Origin of the sequence: Beduini sp., assembly GCF_047239305.1 — a bacterium.
In the GTDB taxonomy this organism is placed as follows: Bacteria; Bacillota_I; Bacilli_A; order Erysipelotrichales; family Coprobacillaceae; genus Beduini.
The window spans coordinates 1-25752 of sequence record NZ_JBKTEM010000020.1 but is presented as its reverse complement, the minus strand read 5'-3'; the positions used below and the strand labels follow the sequence as shown (position 1 = coordinate 25752).

At 27.6% G+C, this 25752-nt stretch carries 27 protein-coding genes; 11 read left to right on the top strand and 16 right to left on the bottom strand.

The features are described from left to right. From ACLRVU_RS14915 to ACLRVU_RS14870, 10 genes are all read left to right on the top strand, one after another. The coding region (locus ACLRVU_RS14915) for a sugar transferase (protein ID WP_412892320.1) at positions 1 to 343 on the top strand (343 nt) is incomplete at its 5' end. Next, positions 340 to 1203 (top strand): NAD-dependent epimerase/dehydratase family protein, encoded by an 864-nt coding sequence (locus ACLRVU_RS14910; protein WP_412892319.1) that lies wholly within the window; start codon positions 340 to 342, stop codon positions 1201 to 1203. The genes ACLRVU_RS14915 and ACLRVU_RS14910, both read left to right, overlap by 4 nt. Then, positions 1200 to 2348, top strand: a complete 1149-nt coding sequence (locus ACLRVU_RS14905) for a glycosyltransferase family 4 protein (RefSeq protein WP_412892318.1) — start codon at positions 1200 to 1202, stop codon at positions 2346 to 2348. The genes ACLRVU_RS14910 and ACLRVU_RS14905 overlap by 4 nt, the downstream gene beginning before the upstream one ends. Before the next feature lie 21 nt (positions 2349 to 2369). Beyond that, complete coding sequence (locus tag ACLRVU_RS14900; protein ID WP_412892317.1) at positions 2370 to 3164, top strand: glycosyltransferase family 2 protein; 795 nt, start codon at positions 2370 to 2372, stop codon at positions 3162 to 3164. 10 nt (positions 3165 to 3174) lie between these two features. Beyond that, a complete protein-coding gene (locus ACLRVU_RS14895; RefSeq protein WP_412892316.1) occupies positions 3175 to 4227 on the top strand; it encodes an EpsG family protein in 1053 nt (350 codons plus the stop codon). A gap of 15 nt (positions 4228 to 4242) precedes the next feature. Further along, positions 4243 to 5001 (top strand): glycosyltransferase family 32 protein, encoded by a 759-nt coding sequence (locus ACLRVU_RS14890; protein WP_412892315.1) that lies wholly within the window; start codon positions 4243 to 4245, stop codon positions 4999 to 5001. A gap of 57 nt (positions 5002 to 5058) precedes the next feature. Then, on the top strand, positions 5059 to 6174 hold the full coding sequence (locus ACLRVU_RS14885; protein WP_412892314.1) for a polysaccharide pyruvyl transferase family protein: 1116 nt from the start codon (positions 5059 to 5061) through the stop codon (positions 6172 to 6174). Then, entirely contained in the window at positions 6171 to 7190 is a 1020-nt protein-coding gene (locus tag ACLRVU_RS14880; RefSeq protein ID WP_412892313.1) for a glycosyltransferase family 2 protein, read from the top strand. The genes ACLRVU_RS14885 and ACLRVU_RS14880 overlap by 4 nt, the downstream gene beginning before the upstream one ends. Before the next feature lie 3 nt (positions 7191 to 7193). Then, complete coding sequence (locus ACLRVU_RS14875; protein ID WP_412892312.1) at positions 7194 to 8663, top strand: lipopolysaccharide biosynthesis protein; 1470 nt, start codon at positions 7194 to 7196, stop codon at positions 8661 to 8663. A gap of 100 nt (positions 8664 to 8763) precedes the next feature. Then, positions 8764 to 9864: an acyltransferase gene (locus ACLRVU_RS14870; protein ID WP_412892311.1), complete on the top strand. Its 1101-nt coding sequence runs from the start codon at positions 8764 to 8766 to the stop codon at positions 9862 to 9864. A 291-nt stretch (positions 9865 to 10155) separates the two neighbouring features. Here ACLRVU_RS14870 and ACLRVU_RS14865 read toward each other — a convergent pair whose 3' ends face one another. From ACLRVU_RS14865 to ACLRVU_RS14855, 3 genes are all read right to left on the bottom strand, one after another. Beyond that, entirely contained in the window at positions 10156 to 10623 is a 468-nt protein-coding gene (locus ACLRVU_RS14865) for a GH25 family lysozyme (protein WP_412892310.1), read from the bottom strand. 3 nt (positions 10624 to 10626) lie between these two features. Then, positions 10627 to 11106, bottom strand: coding sequence for a GBS Bsp-like repeat-containing protein (locus ACLRVU_RS14860; RefSeq protein ID WP_412892309.1), 480 nt, complete (start codon positions 11104 to 11106; stop codon positions 10627 to 10629). Positions 11107 to 11184: 78 nt separating this feature from the next. Continuing rightward, a complete protein-coding gene (locus ACLRVU_RS14855; RefSeq protein WP_412892308.1) occupies positions 11185 to 11586 on the bottom strand; it encodes a hypothetical protein in 402 nt (133 codons plus the stop codon). Between the two features lie 116 nt (positions 11587 to 11702). On the opposite strand from ACLRVU_RS14855, the gene ACLRVU_RS14850 reads away from it, so the two are divergent. Then, on the top strand, positions 11703 to 11789 hold the full coding sequence (locus ACLRVU_RS14850) for an IS3 family transposase (RefSeq protein ID WP_412892321.1): 87 nt from the start codon (positions 11703 to 11705) through the stop codon (positions 11787 to 11789). 178 nt (positions 11790 to 11967) lie between these two features. Here the strand turns inward: ACLRVU_RS14850 and ACLRVU_RS14845 are convergent, their stop codons facing one another. From ACLRVU_RS14845 to ACLRVU_RS14785, 13 genes are all read right to left on the bottom strand, one after another. After that, on the bottom strand, positions 11968 to 13182 hold the full coding sequence (locus tag ACLRVU_RS14845) for a DUF711 family protein (protein ID WP_412892307.1): 1215 nt from the start codon (positions 13180 to 13182) through the stop codon (positions 11968 to 11970). Then, positions 13169 to 14326, bottom strand: coding sequence for an NTP transferase domain-containing protein (locus tag ACLRVU_RS14840; RefSeq protein WP_412892306.1), 1158 nt, complete (start codon positions 14324 to 14326; stop codon positions 13169 to 13171). Before ACLRVU_RS14840 ends, ACLRVU_RS14845 begins: the two co-directional genes overlap by 14 nt. A gap of 33 nt (positions 14327 to 14359) precedes the next feature. Continuing rightward, on the bottom strand, positions 14360 to 15082 hold the full coding sequence (locus ACLRVU_RS14835) for a CDP-alcohol phosphatidyltransferase family protein (protein WP_412892305.1): 723 nt from the start codon (positions 15080 to 15082) through the stop codon (positions 14360 to 14362). A 109-nt stretch (positions 15083 to 15191) separates the two neighbouring features. Next, on the bottom strand, positions 15192 to 16568 hold the full coding sequence (locus tag ACLRVU_RS14830) for an oligosaccharide flippase family protein (protein WP_412892304.1): 1377 nt from the start codon (positions 16566 to 16568) through the stop codon (positions 15192 to 15194). Beyond that, positions 16565 to 17680, bottom strand: coding sequence for a glycoside hydrolase family 99-like domain-containing protein (locus ACLRVU_RS14825; RefSeq protein WP_412892303.1), 1116 nt, complete (start codon positions 17678 to 17680; stop codon positions 16565 to 16567). Before ACLRVU_RS14825 ends, ACLRVU_RS14830 begins: the two co-directional genes overlap by 4 nt. Beyond that, positions 17677 to 19155 carry an O-antigen ligase family protein gene (locus ACLRVU_RS14820; RefSeq protein WP_412892302.1) on the bottom strand — a complete coding sequence of 493 codons (1479 nt, stop codon included), beginning with the start codon at positions 19153 to 19155 and terminating at the stop codon, positions 17677 to 17679. The genes ACLRVU_RS14825 and ACLRVU_RS14820 overlap by 4 nt, the downstream gene beginning before the upstream one ends. 45 nt (positions 19156 to 19200) lie before the next feature. After that, entirely contained in the window at positions 19201 to 20274 is a 1074-nt protein-coding gene (locus ACLRVU_RS14815; protein ID WP_412892301.1) for a glycosyltransferase, read from the bottom strand. Next, a complete protein-coding gene (gene wecB / locus ACLRVU_RS14810) occupies positions 20274 to 21401 on the bottom strand; it encodes a non-hydrolyzing UDP-N-acetylglucosamine 2-epimerase (protein WP_412892300.1) in 1128 nt (375 codons plus the stop codon). Before wecB ends, ACLRVU_RS14815 begins: the two co-directional genes overlap by 1 nt. Before the next feature lie 9 nt (positions 21402 to 21410). Next, a complete protein-coding gene (locus tag ACLRVU_RS14805) occupies positions 21411 to 22262 on the bottom strand; it encodes an SDR family oxidoreductase (protein ID WP_412892299.1) in 852 nt (283 codons plus the stop codon). Then, the gene (locus tag ACLRVU_RS14800) at positions 22262 to 23308 is read right to left on the bottom strand and encodes a polysaccharide biosynthesis protein (RefSeq protein ID WP_412892298.1); all 1047 of its coding nucleotides are present in this window, start codon (positions 23306 to 23308) and stop codon (positions 22262 to 22264) included. Before ACLRVU_RS14800 ends, ACLRVU_RS14805 begins: the two co-directional genes overlap by 1 nt. Then, on the bottom strand, positions 23305 to 24504 hold the full coding sequence (locus tag ACLRVU_RS14795; protein ID WP_412892297.1) for a glycosyltransferase family 4 protein: 1200 nt from the start codon (positions 24502 to 24504) through the stop codon (positions 23305 to 23307). The genes ACLRVU_RS14800 and ACLRVU_RS14795 overlap by 4 nt, the downstream gene beginning before the upstream one ends. Next, positions 24505 to 25413 carry an NAD-dependent epimerase/dehydratase family protein gene (locus tag ACLRVU_RS14790; RefSeq protein ID WP_412892296.1) on the bottom strand — a complete coding sequence of 303 codons (909 nt, stop codon included), beginning with the start codon at positions 25411 to 25413 and terminating at the stop codon, positions 24505 to 24507. Then, positions 25410 to 25752: sugar transferase (locus ACLRVU_RS14785; RefSeq protein WP_412892295.1), on the bottom strand; the 343-nt coding region annotated here is incomplete at its 5' end. The genes ACLRVU_RS14785 and ACLRVU_RS14790, both read right to left, overlap by 4 nt.

Below are 25752 nucleotides of genomic sequence, written 5' to 3'. Positions count from 1 at the left end.
GACAAGCTTGGATGAACTACCACAATTGTTTAATATCCTTAAAGGCGAGATGGCAGTGATAGGACCAAGACCGAGCTTACCGAACCAAAGGGATTTGAATGCCTTAAGAGATAAGAATGGGGCATCAAGTATTCGACCGGGATTGACAGGTTGGGCGCAGATCAATGGAAGAGATGAATTAGAGATTGAAGTGAAGGCAGGATTAGATGGAGACTATGTGAAGCATATGTCTTTTTTATTTGATTGCAAGTGTTTCTTTGGAACGATCACATCAGTAATGAAGTCGGATGGGATCGTAGAAGGAGGAACCGGAGAGCTGCATAAGGAGGAGAAGCCCTTATGAAAAGGATATTGATTACAGGGAAAGACAGTTATATTGGAACACACTTTAAGAAATATTTAGAAGAGTATCCAGAAGAGTATAAAGTGGAGGAATTAGATGTCAGAGATGACAGCTGGAAGGAGCACGATTTCACCCCATATGACGTGGTATTTCATGTGGCGGGATTAGCACATTCAACTCCGGATGAAAGTCAAAGAGAACTTTATTATAGAGTTAATACAGATTTAACTTATGATGTAGCAGAAAAAGCGAAAAGAAATAGAGTAAAACAGTTTATTTTTATGAGTTCTATTATTGTCTATGGAAGTGGAAGGATTGGTGAAGATCGGACTATAACGAAAGACACTCCATTAACACCTGATAACTTCTATGGTGACAGTAAGAAGCAAGCAGAACTAAAAATAAGACCATTAGATGATAACAACTTTAAGATTGTGATCATTAGACCACCAATGATCTATGGTCCAGGATCAAAGGGAAATTATCCTTTGTTAGCAAAGTTTGCAAAGAAAACACCAATTTTCCCAACGCTGGATAATGAAAGAAGTATGTTGTTTTTAGGAAACCTAATGGAATTCATTAAATTGATGATAGATAACGAAGAAAGCGGAATATTTTTACCACAAAACGCAGAATATGTGAGCAGTAAGGAACTGATTAAAGAGATAGCAAGAATACATAAACACAGAATATTCTTTATAGGAATATTCAATCCGCTTATAAGATGGTTTAATAAAAATGTTTATGTTAACAAAGTATTTGGAAACTTGACGATTGATAAAGAACTTTCTAATTACAAGAATAAATATAATAAATCCGCTTTTAAAGAATCAATAATGCAGACAGAGGGCAGAATATGAAAAAGGCATTAATGTATGCTTCTGTAGCTTCAATGATACAACAATTTAATATGGAAAATATAAACTTATTGCAAAAATTAGGATATACAGTTGAAGTAGCGTGTAATTTCGAATTTGGAAGTACAATTTCTAAAGAAAAAATAGAAAACTTAAAATTATCTTTAAAAAATATGAATATAATTTATCACCATATCCCAATACCAAGAAAAATATCTGATATTTCAAATTTAAGAGAATCATATAAACTAACTAAACAATTGATGAATCAAGAAAGGTATGATTTAATTCACTGTCACTCGCCTATTGGTGGTATTATTTGTAGATTAGCGAATAAACACTCAAATAACTATGATAACTCGAGAATGATTTATACTGCTCACGGTTTTCATTTCTTTAAAGGAAATAATGCTTTTAAGAATTTTTTATTCCGATCAATTGAAATGTATGGAGCTAGATATACGGATGTCTTGATAACAATTAATAAAGAAGACTACGAAGCCGCCAGCAAGTTTAAGTTAAGAAGAAATGGTACTGTAAAATATATACCTGGTATCGGAATTGATTTGGATAAAATTAATTCTATTCAAGGGAATAAGGAAGATCTTATTAATGAGCTTGATATCCCAAAGGACTCTATATTACTGCTTTCCGTTGGAGAATTAAACGACAATAAAAATCACGGTATTGTCATAGAAGCCTTGTCTAGGTTACCTAATAATATTCATTATTTAATATGTGGGATTGGACCATTAAAAGATACATATATGGATTTGGCAAAACAATTAGGTTTGGAAAAACGATTACATCTATTAGGCTATAAAAACAATATTATTGAGATAATGAAATCAAGTGATATTTTTGTTTTCCCATCAAAACGAGAGGGATTATCTGTTGCATTGATGGAGGCAATGGCATGTGGATTACCTTGTGTTGCTACTAGAATAAGAGGTAATATTGATCTCATTCAAAGTGAAATGGGATTTTTGTTTTCCAACAATATGGAATGTTGTAAAACAGCAATTTCTAAATATATAGATTTAGAGAACAACGAAAAAATTAAAATGTCAAAAAATTGTGAAAAACAAATTCAAAAATATAGTTTAGAGAAGATACAAGATGCTATGAAAAATATATATAGTAAATAATCATTTTATAGGAGGAATACAATGCCTAAAGTTAGCGTAATTATGGGCGTATACAATGTGGGAGATAAATACTATCTTGAACAAGCTATTAAATCTATTTTAAAACAAAGTTTTACAGATTTTGAATTTATTATTTGTGACGATGGCTCAATCGACAATACTTATATTATAATTCAAAAACTCATAAAAGATGACAGAAGATGTATTCTGATTCGTAATAAAGTTAATCAGGGATTAGCTAAAACTCTTAATAATTGCATTTCTATTGCTAAAGGAGAATATATTGCCCGAATGGATGCAGATGATATTTCTTTAGAAAATAGACTGTTTAAACAGGTTGAATATTTAGATTTGCATCCAGAAGTTGCAGTTTTAGGAACCCAGGCATATTTTATTGATAAGAATGGAAAAAGATTTAAGGAATTTAAGCGAAAAAAGATAATTAGTTTAATGGATACAGTAAAAAACAGTAATTTAATACATCCAACAGTAATGATTAGAAAAAATATTTTACTTGAAGTTAATGGTTATTCTACCGGAAAATTAACTACACGGGCTGAAGATTATGATTTATGGTGTAAAATTGCTTTTAATAATTATGAAATAGAAAACCTAGATCTTTTTTTGTTTGAGTATCGCGAGGATATTAATGCATATAAAAAAAGAAAATACAAGCATAGGGTAGAAGAATATCAATTGAAAAAATATTGGATAAAGAAATGTTCTGCTAAAAAAAAGTATTTACTATATGCATATAAGCCTTTACTGGTTGGATTAATCCCTAGTTCTTTAATGATTCGAAGAAAAATTAGATAGGAGAGAGTTCATGATATTATTGTTTATACTTGTTCTTATCTTACTAAATATATATTTAAAAAAAAATCACAATAAAATAGATTTATTTCCTATTATAATAGTAATGTTAATATTATATGCTGGTTTTAAATATAATTATAGTTATGACTATAATAATTATTTAATTCATTTTAATGAAATAAATTCATTTGCTGATGTAATAAGTACGGGGTTTGAAAAAGGGTATTCGTTAATTATATTCATCTTTAAGAACCTTGGATTAGGTTTTCATGCACTTTTATTATTTATTGCATTCATTTCAATTAAAACTAAATCTAAATTAATAAAGCAATTAAGTATTTTCCCAGAGATTTCTTTGTTAATTTATTTTCTTCTTTTTTATGTGAATAATGATGTAGAGCAAATACGTCATGGAATATCAATTGCATTTTGCTTTTACTCATTAATTCATATGCTGAAAAATAATAATAAATCAAAAGTATATTCATTTTTACTAATTGTTTTAGGTATTTTATTCCATACAAGTGCTATTTTATTTATTCCAGTTCTTTTTATAAAAGATAAAAAAATTAGTAAAAAAACATATATAATCATATTTTTAATTTCTCTCGCTCTATCTTATGTTAATTACTTTGACTTATTAACATTATTAAACAATAATTTTCTGCACTCCTTGTATCTTGAAACAAAAATCAGTTTATATGCTAGAGAATCAAATTCCCTAATAAACGCAAGTCTGTTAATAAAGTTATTTATTCTAATTGTTTTTTATCATTTTAGTTTTAATTCTAAAGACAAAAGTCATAGATTATTATTTAATATTTATTATTTGGGAATTATATTATCAAACGTATTCAATAGTATTCCTATATTAGCTATAAGAGGTACTATATATATGAGATATGCAGAATTATTAATAATTCCATTATATATACAGACGGTAATAAATCAAAGAAATAAGCGATATCATTATATAATTTTATTATTAATTTTTATATATTATTTTATGAAATTCTTTACTTTAATCACAAATCCAGAATATTTTTATTATACATCTATCTAGGAGGAAAAACTATAAATGAATTACTCAATTCCCAAAATAATACATTATTGTTGGTTTGGCAAGCAGGATAAACCTGACTATTTAATGAATTATATTCAAACTTGGAAAGACAATTTACCTGACTATGAGATAATTGAATGGAATGAAAGCAATTTTGATTTTAATTTCTGCCAATACTCATTAGATGCTTATAAAACAAAAAAGTATGCATTTGTCAGTGATGTTGCAAGATTATATGCACTATTTAATTATGGCGGTATTTACTTAGATACAGATGTTGAAGTATTAAAATCTTTTAGCGATTTGCTTCTAGATAAAGAGTTAATACTTAGCTTTGAAATTGAAAACAGAATTGCAACAAGTTTTATGGCTGCTAGTAAAAATAATAAAACTATTTTGGAATTTTTAAATATTTATAAAAGTAAAAAATTTATTTTGGATAATGGAGAATTTAATCTGACTCCCAACGTTGAATATTTAACAGCTCTTTTAAAAAAAATGGGATTGGTAGAAAATGGAAAGTTTCAAAAATTAGAGAATAATATATATATCTATCCCATGGATTATTTTTCACCATATGATTATATTAATTGTATTAATAATTCTTCTGAATTAACCTACTGTATACACCATTATGCAGTGTCCTGGTTAAATAAAAACGTATTGTTAAAAAGAAAAATAAAAGTCTTTTTAGTTAAAACCATAGGTAAAAATGGATTAATCAGTCTAAGAAAGCTTAAAAATAAAATTAAGAACAATATGAATAAGAATTAGAGGAAAATTAGAAAGGATAATTTCTTTATGTTTAAAAGATATTAAACGGTGTAATTTATGAAATGTTATATAGCTACTTATTATAAATATGATAATTATGGTACTAGATTACAAAATTTTGCTTTATGTCATGTTTTGAGAGAATATCAAATTGAACCTGTGACTATTTATATAAATCAATCAAAGATAACTTTTAAACGTAATTTAATAAATAAAATTAGTTATTTGTTATCTTATTTCCCCGCAATTTCAACTAAACAAAAAGTTTGGCTAAACGATAGGAAAAAACATCAAGCATTTAATCAATTTAATAAGACTTTAAATTTACAATATATATCTTATGATAGACTGGATGAAATAGACTTTAATAATGCCTTTGCAATTGCTGGAAGTGACCAAATATGGTCTCCAACTCATTTAAAACAAAATGAAAAAGACATAAAACTATTTTTTTTACAATTTGTGCCCGAAGAAAAAAGATTTGCCTATGCGCCTTCATTTGGAGTAGATATTATTCCTCAGGAGTTAGTAGAACTTTATAAAACTAATTTGATTAACTTTAATAGTTTGTCAATTAGAGAAGAAATTGGAAAGAATATAATAAGAGATTTATTGGGTAAAGATATTCCAGTTATTCCTGATCCAGTTTTTTTGTTAACTAAAATTCAATGGCGAAATTGCCTTGGCTATAATTTACATGATCAGCCATCACAAAAATATATTTTAACATACTTCTTAGGTATTCCAAATAATAAAATTAAGCGCAGTATTGAGGAGCATGCTAGAAAATATGATTTAGAGATAATCAACATTACTGGTAATTATTATATAAAAAATGATATTATTCCATCCCCGGATAAATTTATTGAATTAATTGATAAAGCAGATATAGTATTTACAGATTCATTTCATGCTTCTGCTTTTTCAGTTATAATGGAAAAACCTTTTTTTGTTTTTAAGAGAAATGATGTCAAACAATTTTCACGTATTGAAACATTATTAAAAAATTATAATTGCGAAATTTGCAAACTTGAAGAAGACTTTACTAACATTGATATTAAATTAAATAGAATGAAATTAGATAATACAGACAAACTATTGCAAGAGCAAAGAAGAGGGTTAGAATATCTTAATAAAATTTTAAATATATGTAATATAAAGGAGAAAAAATGAACGAACAATTCAAAGTTACAATAATTGTAGCAATTTATAATGTTGATCTGTATATTAAAAAATGTATTAATTCTATAATTAATCAAGACTATACAAATCTGGAAATTATTCTTGTTGATGATTGCTCTACCGATTCATCAGGAAATATATGTGACGAATTCAAAATGAAAGATTCGCGTGTCAAAGTTATTCATCATATTTCAAATACTAAACAAGCTGGAGTTCGAAATGACGGTTTGAAGATTGCAACAGGCGACTATATAGTTTTTGTTGATGGAGATGATTGGTTAGCTGAGGATTTTGTAAGTTATATGTTAAAAGTTATCATATCTACAAATTCAGATATGGCAATTAATTTAGTCAATTTTACCACAAGAGACTTAATACAGACGGATAATGGAAAAATAGAAGTATGGAGTGCTGAAAAAGCAACTGCAGAGTTGCTTTTTCCACATGTAACAGTTGGATGTTGGAATAAAATTTATAAAAGAGATTTTATAGAAAAATATCATTTACGTTTTAAAACACATTTATTTACAGCAGAGGGAGACCGATTCATAAATGAAGCTGCACAACGAGCAAATCAAGTAGGTGTAGGAACACGAAAAGTTTATTATTATCGCTTAAATAATACAGATAGTGCAACTACTAAATATGATATACGACAGAGCATGGGGGCAATTTCAGCTTTTGTAGAGTTAGAGAAGGATTTAATCATTAAAACCCCCTATGTTTTAAATGCCCTAACTCAACATAAATGGCTAAATCATCTATGGAATTTAAGACAAATATTGGTATTAAATTTAAAAAAGAATTATACAAATGAATTTAAGGAATCACTATTATATGTTAAGTCGAATTTTTTATCTGTAGTAAGAGGAGAGCCAAATATAGAGAAAAAAATAAAATATTTAATTATAGGATTATTTCCAATAATTTCATCAAAAATTTTGACCTATCGATTTAATTCAAGATTAAAAAAAGATGTTCAAAATTTTAACAACGATGGTATTTAAAATATGTATAATTTTATTTTAAATATAAAGAAAAATTATTCAACAATGTCAGCTTCTAAAAAATCTATTATTTGGTTTACTTTAGCAACAATTATTCAAAACGGAATTTTATTTCTTGTAACTCCCATATACACTAGGATATTGAGTGGGGAAGAATATGGTATATATAGTATTTATCAATCTTGGCAGCAAATTATTTCTATTTTAGCAATAGTTGCATTAGATAGATGTATCACAGTAGGGTTTATAAAATTTACAAAAAAAAGAAAAGAATTTTTATCATCAATTCAAACATTAATGACTTTATTAGTGTTTATATGTACTTTTATAGTATGTATTTTCCCTGATTTTTTTGTGAATTTAATTGATTTACCTATATATATTATCGTGACAATGTTTTTAGTTTCTTTGATGAATAATTCACTTGCAAATTGGTCATGGTATCAAAGATATAATTATAACTACAAAAAACTGACTTTTATAACTGTTTTAAGTACGTTACTAATGCAAATAGTTGCAATCACTTCCATACTTCTCTTTGCAAATGAAAATAAAGGAATTATTTTGATAATGTCATTATCGGGTGCAAGAATTTTATTATATGGAATTATTTATTTGAGTGTTTTCATTAGGGGAAGAGAAACCTATAACAAAATATATTGGAATTTTGGATTAAAATTTTCAATTGCAGTAGTTCCCCATGCATTAGCACAAATTATTTTAAATTCTTCTGATAGAATTATGATAGACACATTTTGTAGCAGGGCTGAAACAGCCTATTATGGCGTCACGTATTCGGCGGGTATGGTTTTAAATACAATACTAACAAGTATTAGCTCTGCTGTTCAACCATGGTATTTTGAAAAAATAAAATTGAAAGACTATAAAAGTATAAGAGTATTAACTAATAAACTATTAATCTTTTCTGCATTGCTTTCTGTTGGAGTCTCATTATTTGCGCCAGAAATACTTGGTATTATGGCTCCCTCATCATATAGTGCAGCGCTATGGGTTTTCCCATCTATAGCAGCTAGTGTTTACTTTAACAGTATGTATTTATATTTTGCAAATTTTGAGTCTTATTATGAAAAACCAATATATTTTTCAATTGCTACCACAACTGGTGCTATTGTAAACATAGTCTTAAACCTTATATTTATTCCTATTTTTGGTTTTATTGCAGCGGGATATACCACTCTTTTATGTTATATATTATTTGCTTTTATGCACTATATTTTTATGAAAAAAATTTGTAAAGAATTTATTAAAGGAGCAACCATATTTGATTTAAAATTTATTTTGATTTTATCATTAGTCGTTTTAGTTATAACTTTTTGTATTACGCTTCTGTATAATAATCCATTAATAAGATATGGAATGATCATTATATTATTAATCATTTTACTTTTTAAAAGAGAATATTTGTTACAACAGCTTAAAGACATTTTAAAATCTAAAAATGGGGGAATATAATATAAAATCCGTCAAAGTTAGTTAATAAAAGTATTCAAAGGTACATTTCTAATATTAGAGGTACGTCTTAAAAAGTGAAATTACGTTAGGAGGGAATATTTTGAGATCTAATGAAATAAAGACTCAACGAATTAAATGGATTGATTTTATGGAAGTAATTGCGATCTATTTTGTAATTTTCTATCATGGAATGATTTATTCTATTGATATATTAGCACCTAATACTACAACGACATCGTATTTTTTATATTATCTTCAAACAATTTTATCAACCTGTGTCCCACTATTTTTTTTCATAAATGGTTATCTGTTGTTTAGTAAACCATTTGATCTAAAGAAACATGTATTTAAAACAATTAAATTAGTAGTTTTAGCTGAAATATGGGGGGCAATCACTTTATTAATTTTAACATTAATTAATAAGAATAGTGTTTCAATAAATGAATTTCTTCATGGTTTAACGACTTGGAAACAAGGCTATATTAACCATTTATGGTTTATTGGTGCGCTTGTTTGTATTTATATCATTTTTCCATTATTAAAAGTTACATATGATAATCATAAAAAATCCTTTATATATTTTGTATTTGTTTGTGGTTTAATGACCTTTGGGAATATATTTCTTAACCATCTTCAAACAGTAATAAATGTTTTTCTTTTAAACAAAAATGTAACACAATACGGTGTTAATTATTTTAATATATTTAACCCTTTTAGAGGAATTTACGGATATACTTTTGTATATTTTTGTTTGGGAGGAATTGTCCATATTTATTATAATCATATAGCAAACATCCCCCAAACCAAAAAAAATATTATTTCTATTTTGGGAATAATTATAAACTGTTTATGTATATTTAGTTTAGGAATCATTTATTCAAAAGTATCTGGAACAATGTGGGATGTTGTTTGGAATGGATATGGTTCTATCTTTACCTTATTTAATGTAATATTTTTATTTTTATTAAGTTTAAATTACCAATCAGATTATTCTATAATATCTTTAATATCTGTTAATACACTAGGAATTTACTTTTTACATTTATTTGTCATAAAAATAACTCGCCCTTTTTTATTGGAATGCAGGATTACAACTAATATATTTGTTAATTTAGTTTACACTTCTTTTGTACTTATTGTTTCGCTAATAGTTGTACTCCTTATAAGAAAAGTTCCAATAATTAATAAATTGGTAAAATAAATTAAGTATTTCGCTGAGGAATAGCATCACTTTTATCTGGTGTAAATGCATTGAATATCACACTGTTTAAACAACATAGTTCACTCTCTGAATACAATAAAAGGTTCCCAACGTCATAAGCAATCATTGCTTTGTGATATTAGGAACCTTTTTTATTATATCTATTGCGGTAAAAACAATTTTATAAATATTTAATTTATACAGACAGTGTTAGGTACATATATTTTATTGAAAGAAAACATTTAAATCTACATTTCCTGAAATGCCAGGAATAGATCCTTTAGAGGTATATTACCATATATTAAATGAATCCGCTGGTCTCCAATCAGAGCGAGGCAGACCATCATTCAAGCCGTAATTTGCAATCCATTTTTCATAAGAGTTTAAAGAAGTATCATTTTTTAAGTAGTGTGTCCAATAATTTAAATTAGCGTATACACCTGCCTTGTATTCATTTTGTTCAAAAATCTGACAGTAGGTTCTTGCAATTGCAACTTGATCTCTATCATTTCCACCTTCTTCAATATCTGCATAAACTGGCAATGATGGCTGACCATCAATACTTTGAATAAAATTTACAGCACATGAAGCTTGATATTGTGCTTCAGCAACAGTAGTTGCCGTATTATAGTGATAAAAACCATATGGTATACCTAATTTGTTTAGTGTATTTACATATTGAGAAACCTTATAGTCCATTCGATCAGCATAACCTATTCTTAAAATAACTGCATCTACATTACTTTCCCTAGCAACCATATCTCAATCTATATTACCCTGCCATTCAGAAACATCAATAATAAAATATCTTGATTTTTCTACAAAGTTTCCTTCATTATCAAACAAATACTTTTTTCCGTTTTGAACTTCCCATCCTGGATTAGAACTTGCAGGTAATAATTTTTGATAGATTTCACCTGTTGTTATTAATCCTGCTTCGTCATAAAGATAAATATGCGTAATATAATCTCCATATTCATAGTTATGACTGTCGATGGTAATCCGACATGTAGCAATACCATTAACAATACTTCCTTGATGCCAAACTATATCGTCTTGTCCATTAGCTTCTGACCATGTTGGAAAGGATACCTTTGCAATATCACTGCTTATTTTTGCTGTAATAGTATACTTTCCATATTTTTTAATTATCTGGACATTTGATATACTTAACTTTTGATTGTCTATATTTTCTCTTACTTCATAGTTAAATGTAGCAGATTTTCCTTCATATTTAATCATTACGGTGTAATTGCCAACTGTATTTGTACTAAGATTATCTAGGTAATAGCTATTATCACTTAGTTCTTTTGAGTTATTTTAATAATTTGCGATAACAGTTAACCCAGAAAAATCTAATTTTTCTCCTTGTTTATAAACTGTTTTCTTTGGTGGAGTAACTTGTACTGATAATACTTCATTATTAATATCTTTTTGTTTTATTTTAATCATATTATTATTATTATTTTGCACATAGCCTATGTATATACGGTTATTAAATGAGGAAAGAGTAAAGTTTTTCCCTGCACTGTCAAGGCTAGTTCCTTCTTGTATAAATATATCGTCGTCATAATAGTATATTTTAGTGTTTCCATCACCTGTTAGAGAAGAAACGAATATATATAAATTTCCCTGGGAAGTTATTAGCTTTGGGTTATAGCACTCTAATTTTGAGGAATTACCGATTGTCCAAACATTCCCATCAAAAGAATTAATTTTCAAATCATTTCTACCAGTACAAACATATAGCTTATTATCCAATGTTATTAAGTCGTATGATGACCCACTTATTAAAGTATTTGTTATATCTTCAAACTAGATTCTCTTGATATATTTATTTGTACGAATACTACCGTAATAAAAGAATTAATATAAAAAGAAAAGGATTGAGTCCGTATGAATATAGACAACAATCCTTTCAATAATTACCTTCTCCTGAAACACATCTAACTTTTTGTGGATAACTACAATAAAACATTTTTCATACTAATTCAACGATTCATAAAAATACATATCATTCTTTTCTTTATCGTCTTTATTCTTATTGTATACCTACAAAAAAATAAAGATGACCCCTTTTGAAGTATTAAAGTTAATAAAAAATTATTCTAAATTAATTAGATATTCATTAAGTAAAGTATACTCTTCTCCTTGAAACGGAAGAATATTTATATCCAAATCAACAATTTTAGTATTAGCAATGAAATCTGCATCATCGTGAAGATTGGTATATTGTAATTGATTTTTTTTAGTATATGGAATAGGTAAAATTCGAATTCCCAATGGTTTATCAAGCCTCGATGATATTGAATATATTTCTAAGAAAATTGATTTTAATTCTTGATTAGTTATTCCACCGTATACAGGAACCATGTCTATGCCACACCCACACATAGTAGAGAGTTTTGTTAAATCTTCAAGAGTTACGCCTCTTTCATTATTGATCATACACAATTCCAAATCTTCTAATAATGAATACATCACACCAGAAAAGCCTACTGATCTAAATTTCTTTTTAAACGATTTTATTAAATCTGTTAAAAAAACAGTAGCAAATAAAGTACCATTTTTCCCAAAATTATAAATTCCAAGTCTATGTAAAATTGTGATAACACTTCCATCATCTGAAATAATTGGAGCAATGGAAAAATCAAACCCTAAAAATAGAAGGTTGAAATGCTCTGCAATATGTAATGCGATTTTTTCAATATCACTTATTTGTTTTATAAGTTCCTTACTCAGTATATCTCTTAATTGCATTATGGATAATTTGTTATTTCTATCACAAATAGCATTAATTTCCTGTGTTAATTCTAAAGCAATTGAGAAGCCTAAATTTCCTCCAGACATGGTAAATGGGAAAAAAGGCCCATTAGGTTTTATATTTGCAGAGAATCCAAGTCGAAAATTATCCTTACCGTTTTTATTTATTAAGCTAACTTTTTTCAATAGATTAGATGAAAATTCAATAATTTCATCATTTGCTTTATTATTTTTAAATGTAAGTACGTTGATAAAGGCACGACCAAAATTATTTAGGGTATTTTCACAAAACTTAAATAATTCTTCTTTATTTTGTGATTCCCATGGATCAATTGGTATGTTAAACCATCTAATTTCACTTGTATCACAAATATTGGATAACTTCTTAATTTTTTCTACTGACATGGGCTTATTGCATGGAGTAAGCGCCATTCTTTGAGTTCTAATAGCTGGGTATTGTAACGGCCAAAACCTAGAAACATTTAGAATTTTATTAAGCTCAGTATCATTATAGTTTGTGGGTAAATGATAGGTTATGGATCTAATTCCGATCATTGATTTCACTCTCCAAATCTTTTAATTGCATATCTAGTTCATTGGGTATTTTAAAATTAAATTTATGTTTTACCGTCTTATATGGGTAAATATCCCCCTTTTTAATTCTTTTTCGAACTAACATTGGAGAAACTTTTTCTTCCTTACGTAAGGTCCATGTCTGAATATCATCATAATTCACTAAAATTGCAGGTATGACTTTTAACTTGAGAATTTTAGCTACTTCTAATCTATGTTGTCCATCTAACACAAGACCAGTTTTTTGATCAACAATAATAGGAACCTGCCATTTCATTTCATTTTTTATTTTGTCTAATAAAATTGTAACACGGTCTTCACTATAATTTTCTATATGTAATAAATTTTTAATTGGTATTAATGATATTTCAGGAGTTCCTTGTATTACTCCTATTTCTTTCCCTTGAACTTGATAATATTCTTCTGGTTTGTTAAAAGTAAAAAATTCAAATGGGGAAATATCTGCTGATATACATGGTAATAATTTCAAATTTTCCATCCATGCATTAAGAAAATATTGTTTTAGTGTTGTTCTGGCATATTTATTAACTAAAGCTTTAAATAATTCAATCTCTGAACTAGATATACGCATGATACCAGATAATTTTTCATAACTTTTAAACCGATTTTGAAAGGCAGATACAATTTTTATATCAGTGACATTTCCATATTTATCTGATTTAAGTATACCACCATATTGTGCTTCATTAAATTTACCTCTTGTAAACCACACTGATTTATTTTCAAAATCTGAGCCTAAAACATATTTTACTAAATCATCTTCCATAATAGCATCAGCTTCAAAAATAACACATGATCCTTCAACTTTTGATAAAGCCAAGCTCATTGAATATATATTCACATCTTCTTCGTACAAAGTATTTTCAATAGTTTCAACAATTTTATCCTCAGCAAATATCTTCTTAATTATATCTGCTCTATATCCCGTTGTAATTACAATCTTTTCTATACCACAGTCTTTTATTTGCCTTACTAATCTTTCTAGTACACGCTCACCCTTATATGGTAATAAACATTTAGGTTCTTTTTTGCTTAATCTTTCCATTCTTCTGCTTCGACCAGCAGCTAAAATAATAACTTGTTTAACCTCATTTAAATTGTTCATAATATGTTTATTCTCTCCTTTTTACTTAATTATTTATAAATCTTTTATTTTAAAAATAAATTTAATATAAATATATGGAATATAAATTAAATTTATTAATATAACTAACAAACTGTATATCAAAGCCACTCTTAAATTAATTAAACAAATAATTGGAAATATTAGAGCGTAATTTGGAAAATGAATAAAGAAATTAATACAAAAAATTATTAATCTTTTAAATTTAGCCACATCTTTTATATTCTTAATATCTAAATTTACTTCTTTCATTTTATTTATGTAAATAATATTAATACAGTTAAAAAATCTATATGCTAAATTTAAGACCACAATTAAAAAAAACAATATGGAAAAACGATAATCTTTAGTAATTTGTAACACAGTTATCATAAAACTAAGATTAAATAAAGGATGATTGATAACATGAGCGCAATAATCTAATTCTTTACCAAATTTTGAAAACTGTTTTTTAATTCTTGCTACAATTCCGTCACAAATATCTAGAACAAACCATAACCATATAAATATAATACCAATTATTTTTATCCATATAGATGGCATGCAGAATAAAAAAGCCCCCATAATACCAGATAGTATCATTCCAATTGTTAATTCATTAGGAGTTAATTTACTTTTTAATAGATACTTAGTAAAAAAAATGGCGATATATTTTAAAGGGTATCCTATTGCGACTCTTGTTAATGATTCTTTTTTTGAATAATCCATTGAAAAATCTAATATCTCTTTATAATTCATTTCTATTTTCCTTTCCCTCAGCCTGAAATAATAATCAATCTTTGAAGTGATAGACGGTATGGTATATATAGGTTATATCCTAATATTTAAGATCAAGAAATAATAATATTTATTTAGAAAACTTTAAATAAGTAAAAACAAATAAAACAAACATTATTAATAAAACTATTAACCTAATTAACAGATAATTTATAAAATAAATGCATATTCCAGCATTTAAAATAGTAAAAAAAATTAAGCAAATAAAAAACTTAATATTATAAAGTCTTAGATCTGTTATTCTTATAGATATAATCCAATGGTATATAAAATATAAAAAATACGCAAAAACTGTTGTATATGCAGCAGCTATATATCCAAATTTTTTAATCATAAGATAATTTAAAACAATATTAATAATTGCTGCTAGCATAGATCCTAATGCAATAGCTTTTGTTTTTTTAAAATAATATTCAATATACGATGGAAAACTGTATAAAAAAATAAAATACACTGATAAAACAATTGGAATAACACACTCTGTACTTTTCCAATAGGTAATTGGTGCTAGAATTTTAATGATCTCTGGAGATAGAGAACAAAAAAAACAAATGATAAAGCTAAACAAACAGAGCATTTTTTTTGCTCTTTCTCCTATTACTTCGTATTCTTTTTGATTCATTTTTTCAAAAAACCAGGTCATCCAAACCTGATCAATAGAACTATTTATTACAGTGGGTATTAAACTAATATTTGTACAAAAACTGTATAGGCCAGACTCAAACGTACCCACCATTGAATTAATCATAATCCTATCAAATTGTGAAAGGATAACCTGAGATAGCCCATGTGGAATTAAAGGCAATGAAAACTTTAATGCAAAATTAAGATATTTCTTATTTTTAGTAGGACGACTTTGTTTAAAAAAATGAATTACAATATATATGGCCACTATAAAAGTAGAAATAGTTATACCTAAAATTCTACCTAAATATCTTTGATGAGAAAACACGGTCAAAATTAGCACAATTGAAACAATAATATTTCCTACAGTATTAAAAAAGGATATTTTCAAAAATTTTTTATACTGATATTCTAAAGAAACTCTATTATTATAAATTAAAATAAAACAGCTAAATAAACTTTGTAAAACTAATAAACTTATAACAATTCTATTGAATGGAAAAAACGTTGGTAAAAAAGTATAAAGTATGTTAACCAATACGAGAAAGAATAATCCATTTTTAAGTGCTTTAAAAAGAATAGTTGAACAATATTCATCAATATTATCAAATTCATATTTAGCATTTTTTATACTAGCATGAAATCCTAATCCAATAATTATAGATAATATTGTATCATATGACAAAAACACATTTACATAACCATAATCTGTTGGGCTAAGTAATCTTGAAAATAAAGGAATAGTCAGAAAAGTTATTCCTTTAAGTAAAAAATTGCCAATCGTATAACCTAATCCTGCTTTTAAAAATTTATTACTAATCATTCGAGTTCTCCCAACTCTTCTAATACTTCCTTAATACCTTCAAGATAAGCATACTTATAACGTTTATCAGGTTCAAGATATCCTCCTTCAGCCCACTCGTTCCAAGCAAATATAAATAGCTTATCTTGATGATAATTATTAATACAATTCTCAACTTGTAGTTTAAAATATTGTTTAAACTTTTCAGGATGAGCCCCTTGATATAATGAACCTGTTTCTCCTCTACGTGGTGTATTATCCCAATCAACAAAAGCTCCGGGAATTGGTAATGGAATTTGTCCTTTTTTTGGGTGATGCTCTATAATAGACTGCCATCTTTCATCATAATTAAACAACTGTAATTTCTTCTTGCGAACAACATTGGTTTTTAAATATTTTAATAGTAAACTATGAATTTTTGATTTAATAATATATTTTTTGCCATTTTGTTGCCAATAAATTGCTGTAACTGGCTGATATTCTATTTGATAATCAAAACAACTTTTATCTTTATTATTATCATATGCAAATAAAGGATGTTGGAAGGCAAATTTGATCCCACCAAATCCGTTATCTTTGGCTAATTGATTCCAATATCCCATCATTTCTTTATAGCAGTCCATGATATCTGGGCGATAAATAATAAAAAGTGGTTTATTATCTTCTTTTATATATCTTTTATCTTTAAAAAAAGGTAGAAGATAATCAAAATGAGTTTTCCAATCTTCTTTATTACCATACTTTTGTTCCATTAACATTTTATTATTAGAAGATACCCAGGCATTTGTCCAAGGTTCATTTGCCCAAGATATACAAAAATTAATCTCAATACCTATATTTTGTAAAAAGTTTTCAACCGGTTTTTCTAATAACATTTTTCCATTGAACCAATAATGATAAAAACAAAAACCAGTTACTCCATGTTCTTTAGCAATATTTGCTTGCCATTCCATGACTTTGTCGTCTAATAAATTATAATAGTTATCATTTAATGGAATTCTTGGTTGGTAATGATTTTTAAATAAAGGTCTTGCTTTTTTAACATTTATCCATTCTGTAAATCCTCTTCCCCACCACTTATCATTTTCAGGGATACAATGGAATTGTGGTAAATAAAATGCAATTACTTTCATTCTTCTACCTCCTTTAATTGAATACACATCTCGAGATACTGGAATATATACCATAAGTAAGCTGATATAAAACTTACTTGAAAGCAAAAAATAGATTGTCCAATACCAATTACAAATATAAATGTTGCAATAATACTTGCTAAAATACATACTATTTTAAAGTTAGCTGTAAACTTGCACTTATACAAATATACAAGAGTATCTTTCGCCATATAAAAAATAAAAAGAGTTAATAAAATAAACCCAACAAATCCACTAGCAACTAATTCATGCATAATAGCATTATGCTGACTTGCAAATACATTAGGTGAATTTTCAAAAACTTTATAAAACTCATTCCCCTCATTAGTCTCTATTGTTTTAGCTATCATATCGCCTGTTGATACTCCGAAAAGCGGATATGATTTTATTACATTTATACCACATCTCCATATTTCATAACGACCACTAAGGCCATATTTAAAACGACTTTCTTTACTTCTTTCCAATGAAACTGTATTTTTATTTTCTCTTGGAGATTCAGCAGAAGGCTGATTAGTAGTGACAGTATTACCTTCTGAATTTTCGTTTGTTTTTTGTTCTGAATTAATCTCCGATGATGGTGTTTTCATACTATCTTTTTTTGGTAATTGAATTATAATATTTGGCAATTCTTTTCTGATGACCTTGTCAGTAATTAGGAATATTCCCAAAGAAACAGTTGTAATAGAAATGGACAACAATAAAATAGCAAGTATATTTTTAAATCTATTTTGCAGTTTTTTAAATGTATATATAAAAATAATAAACAAAAAAAGCGCTATAGTTGAATAAATGGTATTACGAGTTAAAGTCGTCTCTAAAGTGATTAAAGATAAAACGATACATCCAAGATAAAAATATTTATTTTTAGGAGCATTAATAATTTTATTTTGTATAAGAGTATAATTAATCAACGATCCAGCAATACAAGTAATTGATATCCAAGATAATTGAATAGAATCAATTGTAATTCCTGAATTTCTATTGTAATACATACCGATAAACGTACTTCCTACTTTAGTTCCATAATTAAAAATAAAAAAAGAAATAGCAATTACCTGAATCATAGCTGTGATTATTATGATAATCTTATTTCCTCTATAAAATTGAATTAAAGATTCTTTATAATCAATGGTTTTATTAGATGGATATATATATATCATATAAATGATCATCCAAATGAAAACATGCACTGTAGAAATTAAGTTATTTTTTTCGCTTAAAAAAATTGTAATAATATAAGCTAATATGAAAATAAGCAAATATTTTATATGTTTCATCTTTTTGTAACTTTTTTTATAAATAACATCATACATAAAAAATGGAAATAATAAAATTAGAATAGTTAACGAAATATATGATGCATAAACATTAAATGGTACAATTATTGTCATCATTAAACCAACTATTGCAATAATACTAGTATAATTTTTATTAATATTTAATTTATTCATTTTTTCCTCCAATATTTAATTATTAACATAGATCAATCTTTATAATTAAATGTTAATTTTGATCCATTTCATCATATTATCCCATTGGCTTGTTAATTCATTTCTAAAAATAATCTGATTTGGATATTCACTATTCAAAGCCATTCTCATAAAATGTGCTAATTCTTCAGATTTTCGTTGACAAATATAAGCATATGTATAATTTTCTAATGCTTCTTTTGCATACTCTTCGTCAACTGATACAATTGGTGTTTTATAAATTTGTGCTTCATAAAGAGGAAAGCCAAAGGATTCTAATTTAGAACAATTTATTAATCCGTAATCTTTATACATGTTTAGCAATTTACTTCTGTCTAATTGTCCAACAAATTTAAACTTCGAGTTATTAATACAGTTTTTTAATATCTCATTTGCATAAGAATTCTCATTGCCACTAATAGTAAAGATTATATTAAAATTTTGATCCCAATTTTCTTCTTGTACCGCTTTAATTATAAGATCATGACATTTATATGAATGGGCTGTAGCGGGATAAATAAAACCCTTAATTTTTTTTGCTCTCTTTTGATTATTTATATTTTGAATATTTATATTAGGTTTCGCTATAAATATTGGAGTATTATCAATCTTATCTTTTAAAATATTTAATGTTGTTTCATTTTGCACAAAAATAGCAGATACTTTTTTTAGTGTTCTAATTGAAAGAGGTCCAATCAATTTAGAATAAATATATAGTAAACGTTCATTTTTTTTAAAAGGAGAAAACTTAATTCTATTTTGAGTTAGCAAGATGTTATGAAAATATACAATTTGTTTTACATTCTTAACTGGTACTCCTTTATTTTGCAAAGAAATAATAAGGTCATATTTTTTTCTCTTATTCATAATTGGAAATGTTACATTTTCCCATATAATTCTGTGAATCCACGATTTCTTTATATTTGGGTCTTTATATAATTTAATATTTTCGGTCTCTTTAAAATCCAAAAGACTTGTATAGACATCCCATTGATAATCAATATTGCAATTATCTGATGAAATAAAAGTTATAAAATCGTCAAACAGACTCTTAGCCCCACTATTTTCAGCAGCGACATCAATAATCGCTATTTTTTTCATCAATACTTTCTCCAAATCATCTTATCGACTATTCCTGTATAACTTTGGATCAGTTTTACAACTTTAACACTAACGTTAGTATCTGCATAATCGGGCACTGTAAGTCCAAAATCATTATTTTGATTCATTCCAACCGCTATATCTACTGCTTGTAATACCTGCTCTGTAGTAATACTTCCAATAGTAAATACTCCTTTATCAAGTGCTTCTGGTCTTTCTGTGCTTGTTCTTACTGAAACAGCGGGAAATTTGAAATAAGAAGCTTCTTCTGGGAGAGTTCCACTATCCGATACCACGCAAAATGCATTTTTTTGTAAACAGTTGTAATCATAAAAACCAAATGGTTTTAATGTTCTTACTAATGAATGAAATTTAAAATTTCTTTTTTCTATGATTTTTTTGCTTCTTGGGTGGGAACTATATATAATTGGAATTTGATAAGTTTCAGCCATAGCATTAACAGCGTCCATTAAAGCTATAAAATTCTTTTCATTATCAATATTTTCTTCTCTATGTGCAGACAATAAAATATATTTATTTTTCTCTAATTGAAGTTTATCTAAGATACTACTACTCTCGATATTATTTAAGTATTCGCTTAATACTTCAGCCATTGGAGATCCTACAACATAGGTTCTTTCTTTTGCTACTCCAAAAGCATTTAGATATCTTCTTGCATGTTCTGTATAACATAAATTAACATCACTGGTGACATCTACAATTCTTCGATTAATTTCTTCCGGTAAATTTTCATCAAAACAACGATTTCCCGCTTCCATATGAAAAATAGGAATTTTTAATCTTTTAGCAGAAATAACACTTAAACATGAATTTGTATCTCCAAGAACAATTAGTGCATCCGGCTGTACTTCTAGCATTAATTCGTAAGATTTGGCAATTACATTTCCCATTGTTTCCCCTAAATGATTACCAACAACACTTAAGTAGTAGTCCGGTGATCTTAATCCTAATTCATTAAAAAATATCTCATTAAGCTCGTAATCGTAATTTTGCCCAGTGTGCACTAATATATGATTAAAATACTGATCACATTTTTTAATGATGGAAGACATTTTAATTATTTCCGGTCTAGTACCTACAATTGTCATTAATTTTAATTTTTTCATCGTTATCTCCTATCTTAAATAATGTGGATAAAGTTCTTTATGAAGTTTAATCCATTCAAACATCTCTTTTACTTGCTCCTCATAAGAAGAAACTATAAAATTAAAATCACTTCTTGTTCGATAAAGAGATTTATCATGTGAAATTCCATTTATTTTATTAATTGTTAATCCTTTTTTTGAATACTTATTAAATAAACATATTAGGTTATACTTTGTAATTACTTCATTATTCACTAAATTATATAATCCTGTTAATCTTTGCTGACTAGCTTTATGCATTGCTTTTGCTAACGTTAAAGTTGTAACACCAGTCCAAATTGATTTTTCAAATCCGTTGATTTCTGTGTTTTGTTTCATAAACCAGTTAAATAAGCCAATTCCATTTTCATTAATGTCTGGACCTATAATTGAATTTCTAAATGTTAAGTTTTTAGAATCATTCAGTTCTCCTAATGCTTTTGTTCGATCATAATAGGATTCACCATCAGGAAAATCATTTTCTGTATACTGTCCACGTTTACCAGAAAAAACACAATCTGTACTCATTTGAATTATTCTTGTTTTTAAATTTTCTGTACTCTTCACTAAAAAATGAGGTAAGTAGCTATTTAATAAGATTGCCAGATCAATATTTCTTTCTGCTGTTTGGTTGAGTAATCCAATACAATTAATAATATAGTCATATTGATTTTCGTCAATTATATGTTTTAACTCAGTAAAATTTGTAACATCTAAATTATAAGATTTACAATATGAAAGTTCTCTTTTCTCTATTCCTTCAACTACCTCTCCTTGTTCGAGGAGGTAATTTGTAATCATGTGACCAGCCATCCCACCAGCCCCTAAAACTAAGTACTTCATTATCTTTTCTCCCATGCTGCAAGTTCTTCTTTTACAAATGGAACAGTCAATAATTTTGCTTTTACTTCTTCTAAAGACATTAAATCTGTATTATTACTATTAAATTCTGTCAACACATTTCGATGAATATCCCCATCAATAAAATATTTATCATAATTTAGATCTCTTTTATCAGCTGAGACTTGATAAAAATGTCCTCTATCAATCGCTTGTGCACATTCTTCATTAGTTAATAATGTTTCATACATTTTTTCTCCATGGCGGATTCCTATAACTTTAATTTCATTTGTTGCATGGAATAGATCTTTAATAGCTTGAGCTAATATTTCAATTGTGCAAGCAGGCGCTTTCTGAACAAAAATATCACCACTTATACCATTTTCAAAAGCAAATAAAACTAAATCTACTGCCTCTTCTAAAGTCATGACAAATCTTGTCATATTAGGATCGGTAACAGTGAGAGGTTTACCTTCTTTTATTTGGTTAATAAAGAGCGGAATTACACTTCCTCGTGAAGCTAAAACATTTCCATATCGTGTACACATAATGGTAGTTTTATTTGAATCGACAGTTCTACTTTTAGCTATTATGACCTTCTCCATCATAGCCTTACTTGTCCCCATTGCGTTAACAGGGTATGCCGCTTTATCTGTTGATAAACAAATCACTTTTTTAACACCACATTCGATTGCAGCATTCAATACATTTTCTGTACCTATGACATTTGTCTGTACTGCTTCTATTGGAAAAAACTCACAACTTGGTACCTGTTTTAATGCAGCTGCATGGAAAATATAGTCTACTCCACGCATTGCATTTTTAATTGAATCTATATTTCGAACATCACCAATGTAGAATCTTAGTTTATTACTTGCTTCAGTATATTTTGCTTGATACTCATGCCTCATGTTGTCTTGCTTTAATTCATCTCTTGAAAATATTCGAATTTCTTTAATATCAGTTTCTAAGAATTTATTTAAAACTGCATTCCCAAATGAACCGGTTCCACCAGTAATTAATAACGTCTTATCCTTAAATATGCTCATTTGATTTCCTCCATAATAGTTAAAAGTTGCTGTATATAATTTTTTAGCGTGAAATGTTCTATAAAATATTGTTTTCCATTATTTCCCAATTCTTGATAATGCAAATCGTCTTTAATGAATTCTGAAATTATCCTAGAAAAATTATTAATATCTCCAGCATTTACACATTTTCCACACCTAGCTTGTTCAATAATATCTTTTGCACCACCGTTAATGGCCCCCAATATAGGCTTTCCAGCTCCCATATAACCCTGTAATTTTGAGGGGATTGTAAGACTTATTGGAGAATTTCCTTCGAGTGTAATGATAAATGCATCTGCTTTTTCATAATAGTCTTTTATTTCTTCGATTGATCTTCGCCCATGAAACTGAATAATTCTCTCTAATGCAAGATTATTTGTTATCTTTTTTAATTCTTCCAAATATGAACCATCCCCTAGAATATCAACAATTATTTTTTCTTTTTCTAATTCAGGTAATTTATTTATAGCATAAATGATTGTATCTAAATTTTGAGCCTTGCCAATATTTCCTGCAAATAAAATGTGTACTTTATCATAATAATGAGATTTGTCATCAAAGTTTAAATAAAAATCTTCTGCAAAATTAGGTAAATAGGTTATTTTTTCAGATGTAACTTTACAAACTTTTTCCAAATATTGATTAAAACCCGGTGACGATGTGATAATTAAGTCACCCTTTCTATATAAAAAAGCACTTAATTTTTTTATCAAATTAAATATTAGGGTATTCTCTTTTATTCCATAAACTTTTATGACATCAGGCCAAATATCTTGGCAATTAATGATTACTGGTACTCTACATTTTTTTTTATAAGTCCATGCTGGAAAAATTTGAGTAATAGGGGAAACTTCAAATACAAATACACAATCAAAATTATCTTGCATTTTTTTGATTCTTCGATGAGCATTCCATGCAAATGAAAGATAATTTAACATTAAGCTAATAGGGTTTCTACGTCTTTGACACAAATTAACACGAATTATTTCTACTCCATTAATCAATTCTTCTTTTATATCTTTACTCTTGTAATTTTGATAGATATAACCATCTGGATAATTGGGATAACCAGTAACAACAACCACTTGATGACCCTGATTAACAAGTTCAAAACATAGTTCATTAATTCTGAAGTTTTCAGGATAAAAATACTGAGATACAACTAATATCTTCATTTATCTATACATCCCTTCATAATTTGCATTTAACTGTACTAGCAAATTTATCTTTTTACTGCTGTAGTGCTTTGATTGAAATAATTTTTTAAAGTTTCGCTTAGAAAAATAAAAATCCTTCTTAGATCGCATACACCAATCTAAAATGGATATAGCTAATAATGCTGGGTAATAAGGAACTTTTATCACTCTTATCCTTTTTTTCTTCTTGTTTGTCTCGATTATCTCTTTTGCAGATATTGCTTTTTGATCAGCTAATATATAGGTATTACTCTTATTTTCTTGCTCACATAAGTATCGAATAGCTTTACACACATTCTCTATATGACAAAAATCAAATGTATACTTGCCGTCTTTAAAATAATACGCTAACTTATCTTTTTTTAAGTACACCCGTTTATCTACATTTAATGTGAATTCTTCCCCATATAAAGGCACAAATCTTAATATTGAATATTCTATTGGTAGCTCCCGTAAATATTCTTCCGCTTTATATTTTGACTTAGCATAATAGGACTCTGGTTTACAAACAGTCCCTTCATCTATAAATTGTTCTTCGCTTTCTCCATAAACTTCTATCGTACTTGCAAAAATGACTTTTGCTTTATTTTCAACAGCTAAATCAAAAAGAAATTTCGAACATTCATAATTAATAAAGTTATAATTTTCTTCACTAGTATCTGCATTGTTTTTATGTACAATAGCTGCTAAGTGTATGATTACTTCAGGGTTTATTTTTTTATAGAGATTCTTTAATCTCTCCTTCTCAGTAATATCACATGTAAAATGATAATTATCTTCAACAGGCTGACAACGGTCAATACCATAAACTTCAAAACTATTTGAAAGACAATTCATAAGATGTTTACCTACAAATCCATTTGATCCTGTAATCAATATCCTTTTCATAAGGATCTCTCCTCCTTATGCAGCTCTCCTGTGCCTCCCTCGACAATCCCATCCGACTTCATTACTGATGTGATCGTTCCAAAGAAACACTTACAATCAAATAAAAAAGACATATGCTTCACATAGTCCCCATCTAATCCTGCCTTTACTTCAATCTCTAATTCGTCTCGTCCATTAATCTGCGCCCAGCCTGTCAATCCCGGTCGAATCCTTGACGCTCCATTATTATCTCTTAATGCATTCAAATCCGTCTGATTCGGTAAGCTCGGTCTTGGTCCTATCACTGCCATCTCTCCTTTGAGGATATTAAATAATTGCGGCAGTTCATCCAAGCTCGTT

Bases quoted from the DNA above. Each gene is read 5' to 3' on its own strand.
- ACLRVU_RS14910 (WP_412892319.1), top strand. From the start codon at position 340: ATGAAAAGGATATTGATTACAGGGAAAGACAGTTATATTGGAACACAC.
- ACLRVU_RS14905 (WP_412892318.1), top strand. From the start codon at position 1,200: ATGAAAAAGGCATTAATGTATGCTTCTGTAGCTTCAATGATACAACAA.
- ACLRVU_RS14900 (WP_412892317.1), top strand. From the start codon at position 2,370: ATGCCTAAAGTTAGCGTAATTATGGGCGTATACAATGTGGGAGATAAA.
- ACLRVU_RS14895 (WP_412892316.1), top strand. From the start codon at position 3,175: ATGATATTATTGTTTATACTTGTTCTTATCTTACTAAATATATATTTA.
- ACLRVU_RS14890 (WP_412892315.1), top strand. From the start codon at position 4,243: ATGAATTACTCAATTCCCAAAATAATACATTATTGTTGGTTTGGCAAG.
- ACLRVU_RS14885 (WP_412892314.1), top strand. From the start codon at position 5,059: ATGAAATGTTATATAGCTACTTATTATAAATATGATAATTATGGTACT.
- ACLRVU_RS14880 (WP_412892313.1), top strand. From the start codon at position 6,171: ATGAACGAACAATTCAAAGTTACAATAATTGTAGCAATTTATAATGTT.
- ACLRVU_RS14875 (WP_412892312.1), top strand. From the start codon at position 7,194: ATGTATAATTTTATTTTAAATATAAAGAAAAATTATTCAACAATGTCA.
- ACLRVU_RS14865 (WP_412892310.1), bottom strand. From the start codon at position 10,623: ATGGTTGCTAGGGAAAGTAATGTAGATGCAGTTATTTTAAGAATAGGT.
- ACLRVU_RS14860 (WP_412892309.1), bottom strand. From the start codon at position 11,106: ATGATTAAATATGAAGGAAAATCTGCTACATTTAACTATGAAGTAAGA.
- ACLRVU_RS14845 (WP_412892307.1), bottom strand. From the start codon at position 13,182: ATGATCGGAATTAGATCCATAACCTATCATTTACCCACAAACTATAAT.
- ACLRVU_RS14840 (WP_412892306.1), bottom strand. From the start codon at position 14,326: ATGAACAATTTAAATGAGGTTAAACAAGTTATTATTTTAGCTGCTGGT.
- ACLRVU_RS14835 (WP_412892305.1), bottom strand. From the start codon at position 15,082: ATGAATTATAAAGAGATATTAGATTTTTCAATGGATTATTCAAAAAAA.
- ACLRVU_RS14830 (WP_412892304.1), bottom strand. From the start codon at position 16,568: ATGATTAGTAATAAATTTTTAAAAGCAGGATTAGGTTATACGATTGGC.
- ACLRVU_RS14825 (WP_412892303.1), bottom strand. From the start codon at position 17,680: ATGAAAGTAATTGCATTTTATTTACCACAATTCCATTGTATCCCTGAA.
- ACLRVU_RS14820 (WP_412892302.1), bottom strand. From the start codon at position 19,155: ATGAATAAATTAAATATTAATAAAAATTATACTAGTATTATTGCAATA.
- ACLRVU_RS14815 (WP_412892301.1), bottom strand. From the start codon at position 20,274: ATGAAAAAAATAGCGATTATTGATGTCGCTGCTGAAAATAGTGGGGCT.
- wecB (WP_412892300.1), bottom strand. From the start codon at position 21,401: ATGAAAAAATTAAAATTAATGACAATTGTAGGTACTAGACCGGAAATA.
- ACLRVU_RS14805 (WP_412892299.1), bottom strand. From the start codon at position 22,262: ATGAAGTACTTAGTTTTAGGGGCTGGTGGGATGGCTGGTCACATGATT.
- ACLRVU_RS14800 (WP_412892298.1), bottom strand. From the start codon at position 23,308: ATGAGCATATTTAAGGATAAGACGTTATTAATTACTGGTGGAACCGGT.
- ACLRVU_RS14795 (WP_412892297.1), bottom strand. From the start codon at position 24,504: ATGAAGATATTAGTTGTATCTCAGTATTTTTATCCTGAAAACTTCAGA.
- ACLRVU_RS14790 (WP_412892296.1), bottom strand. From the start codon at position 25,413: ATGAAAAGGATATTGATTACAGGATCAAATGGATTTGTAGGTAAACAT.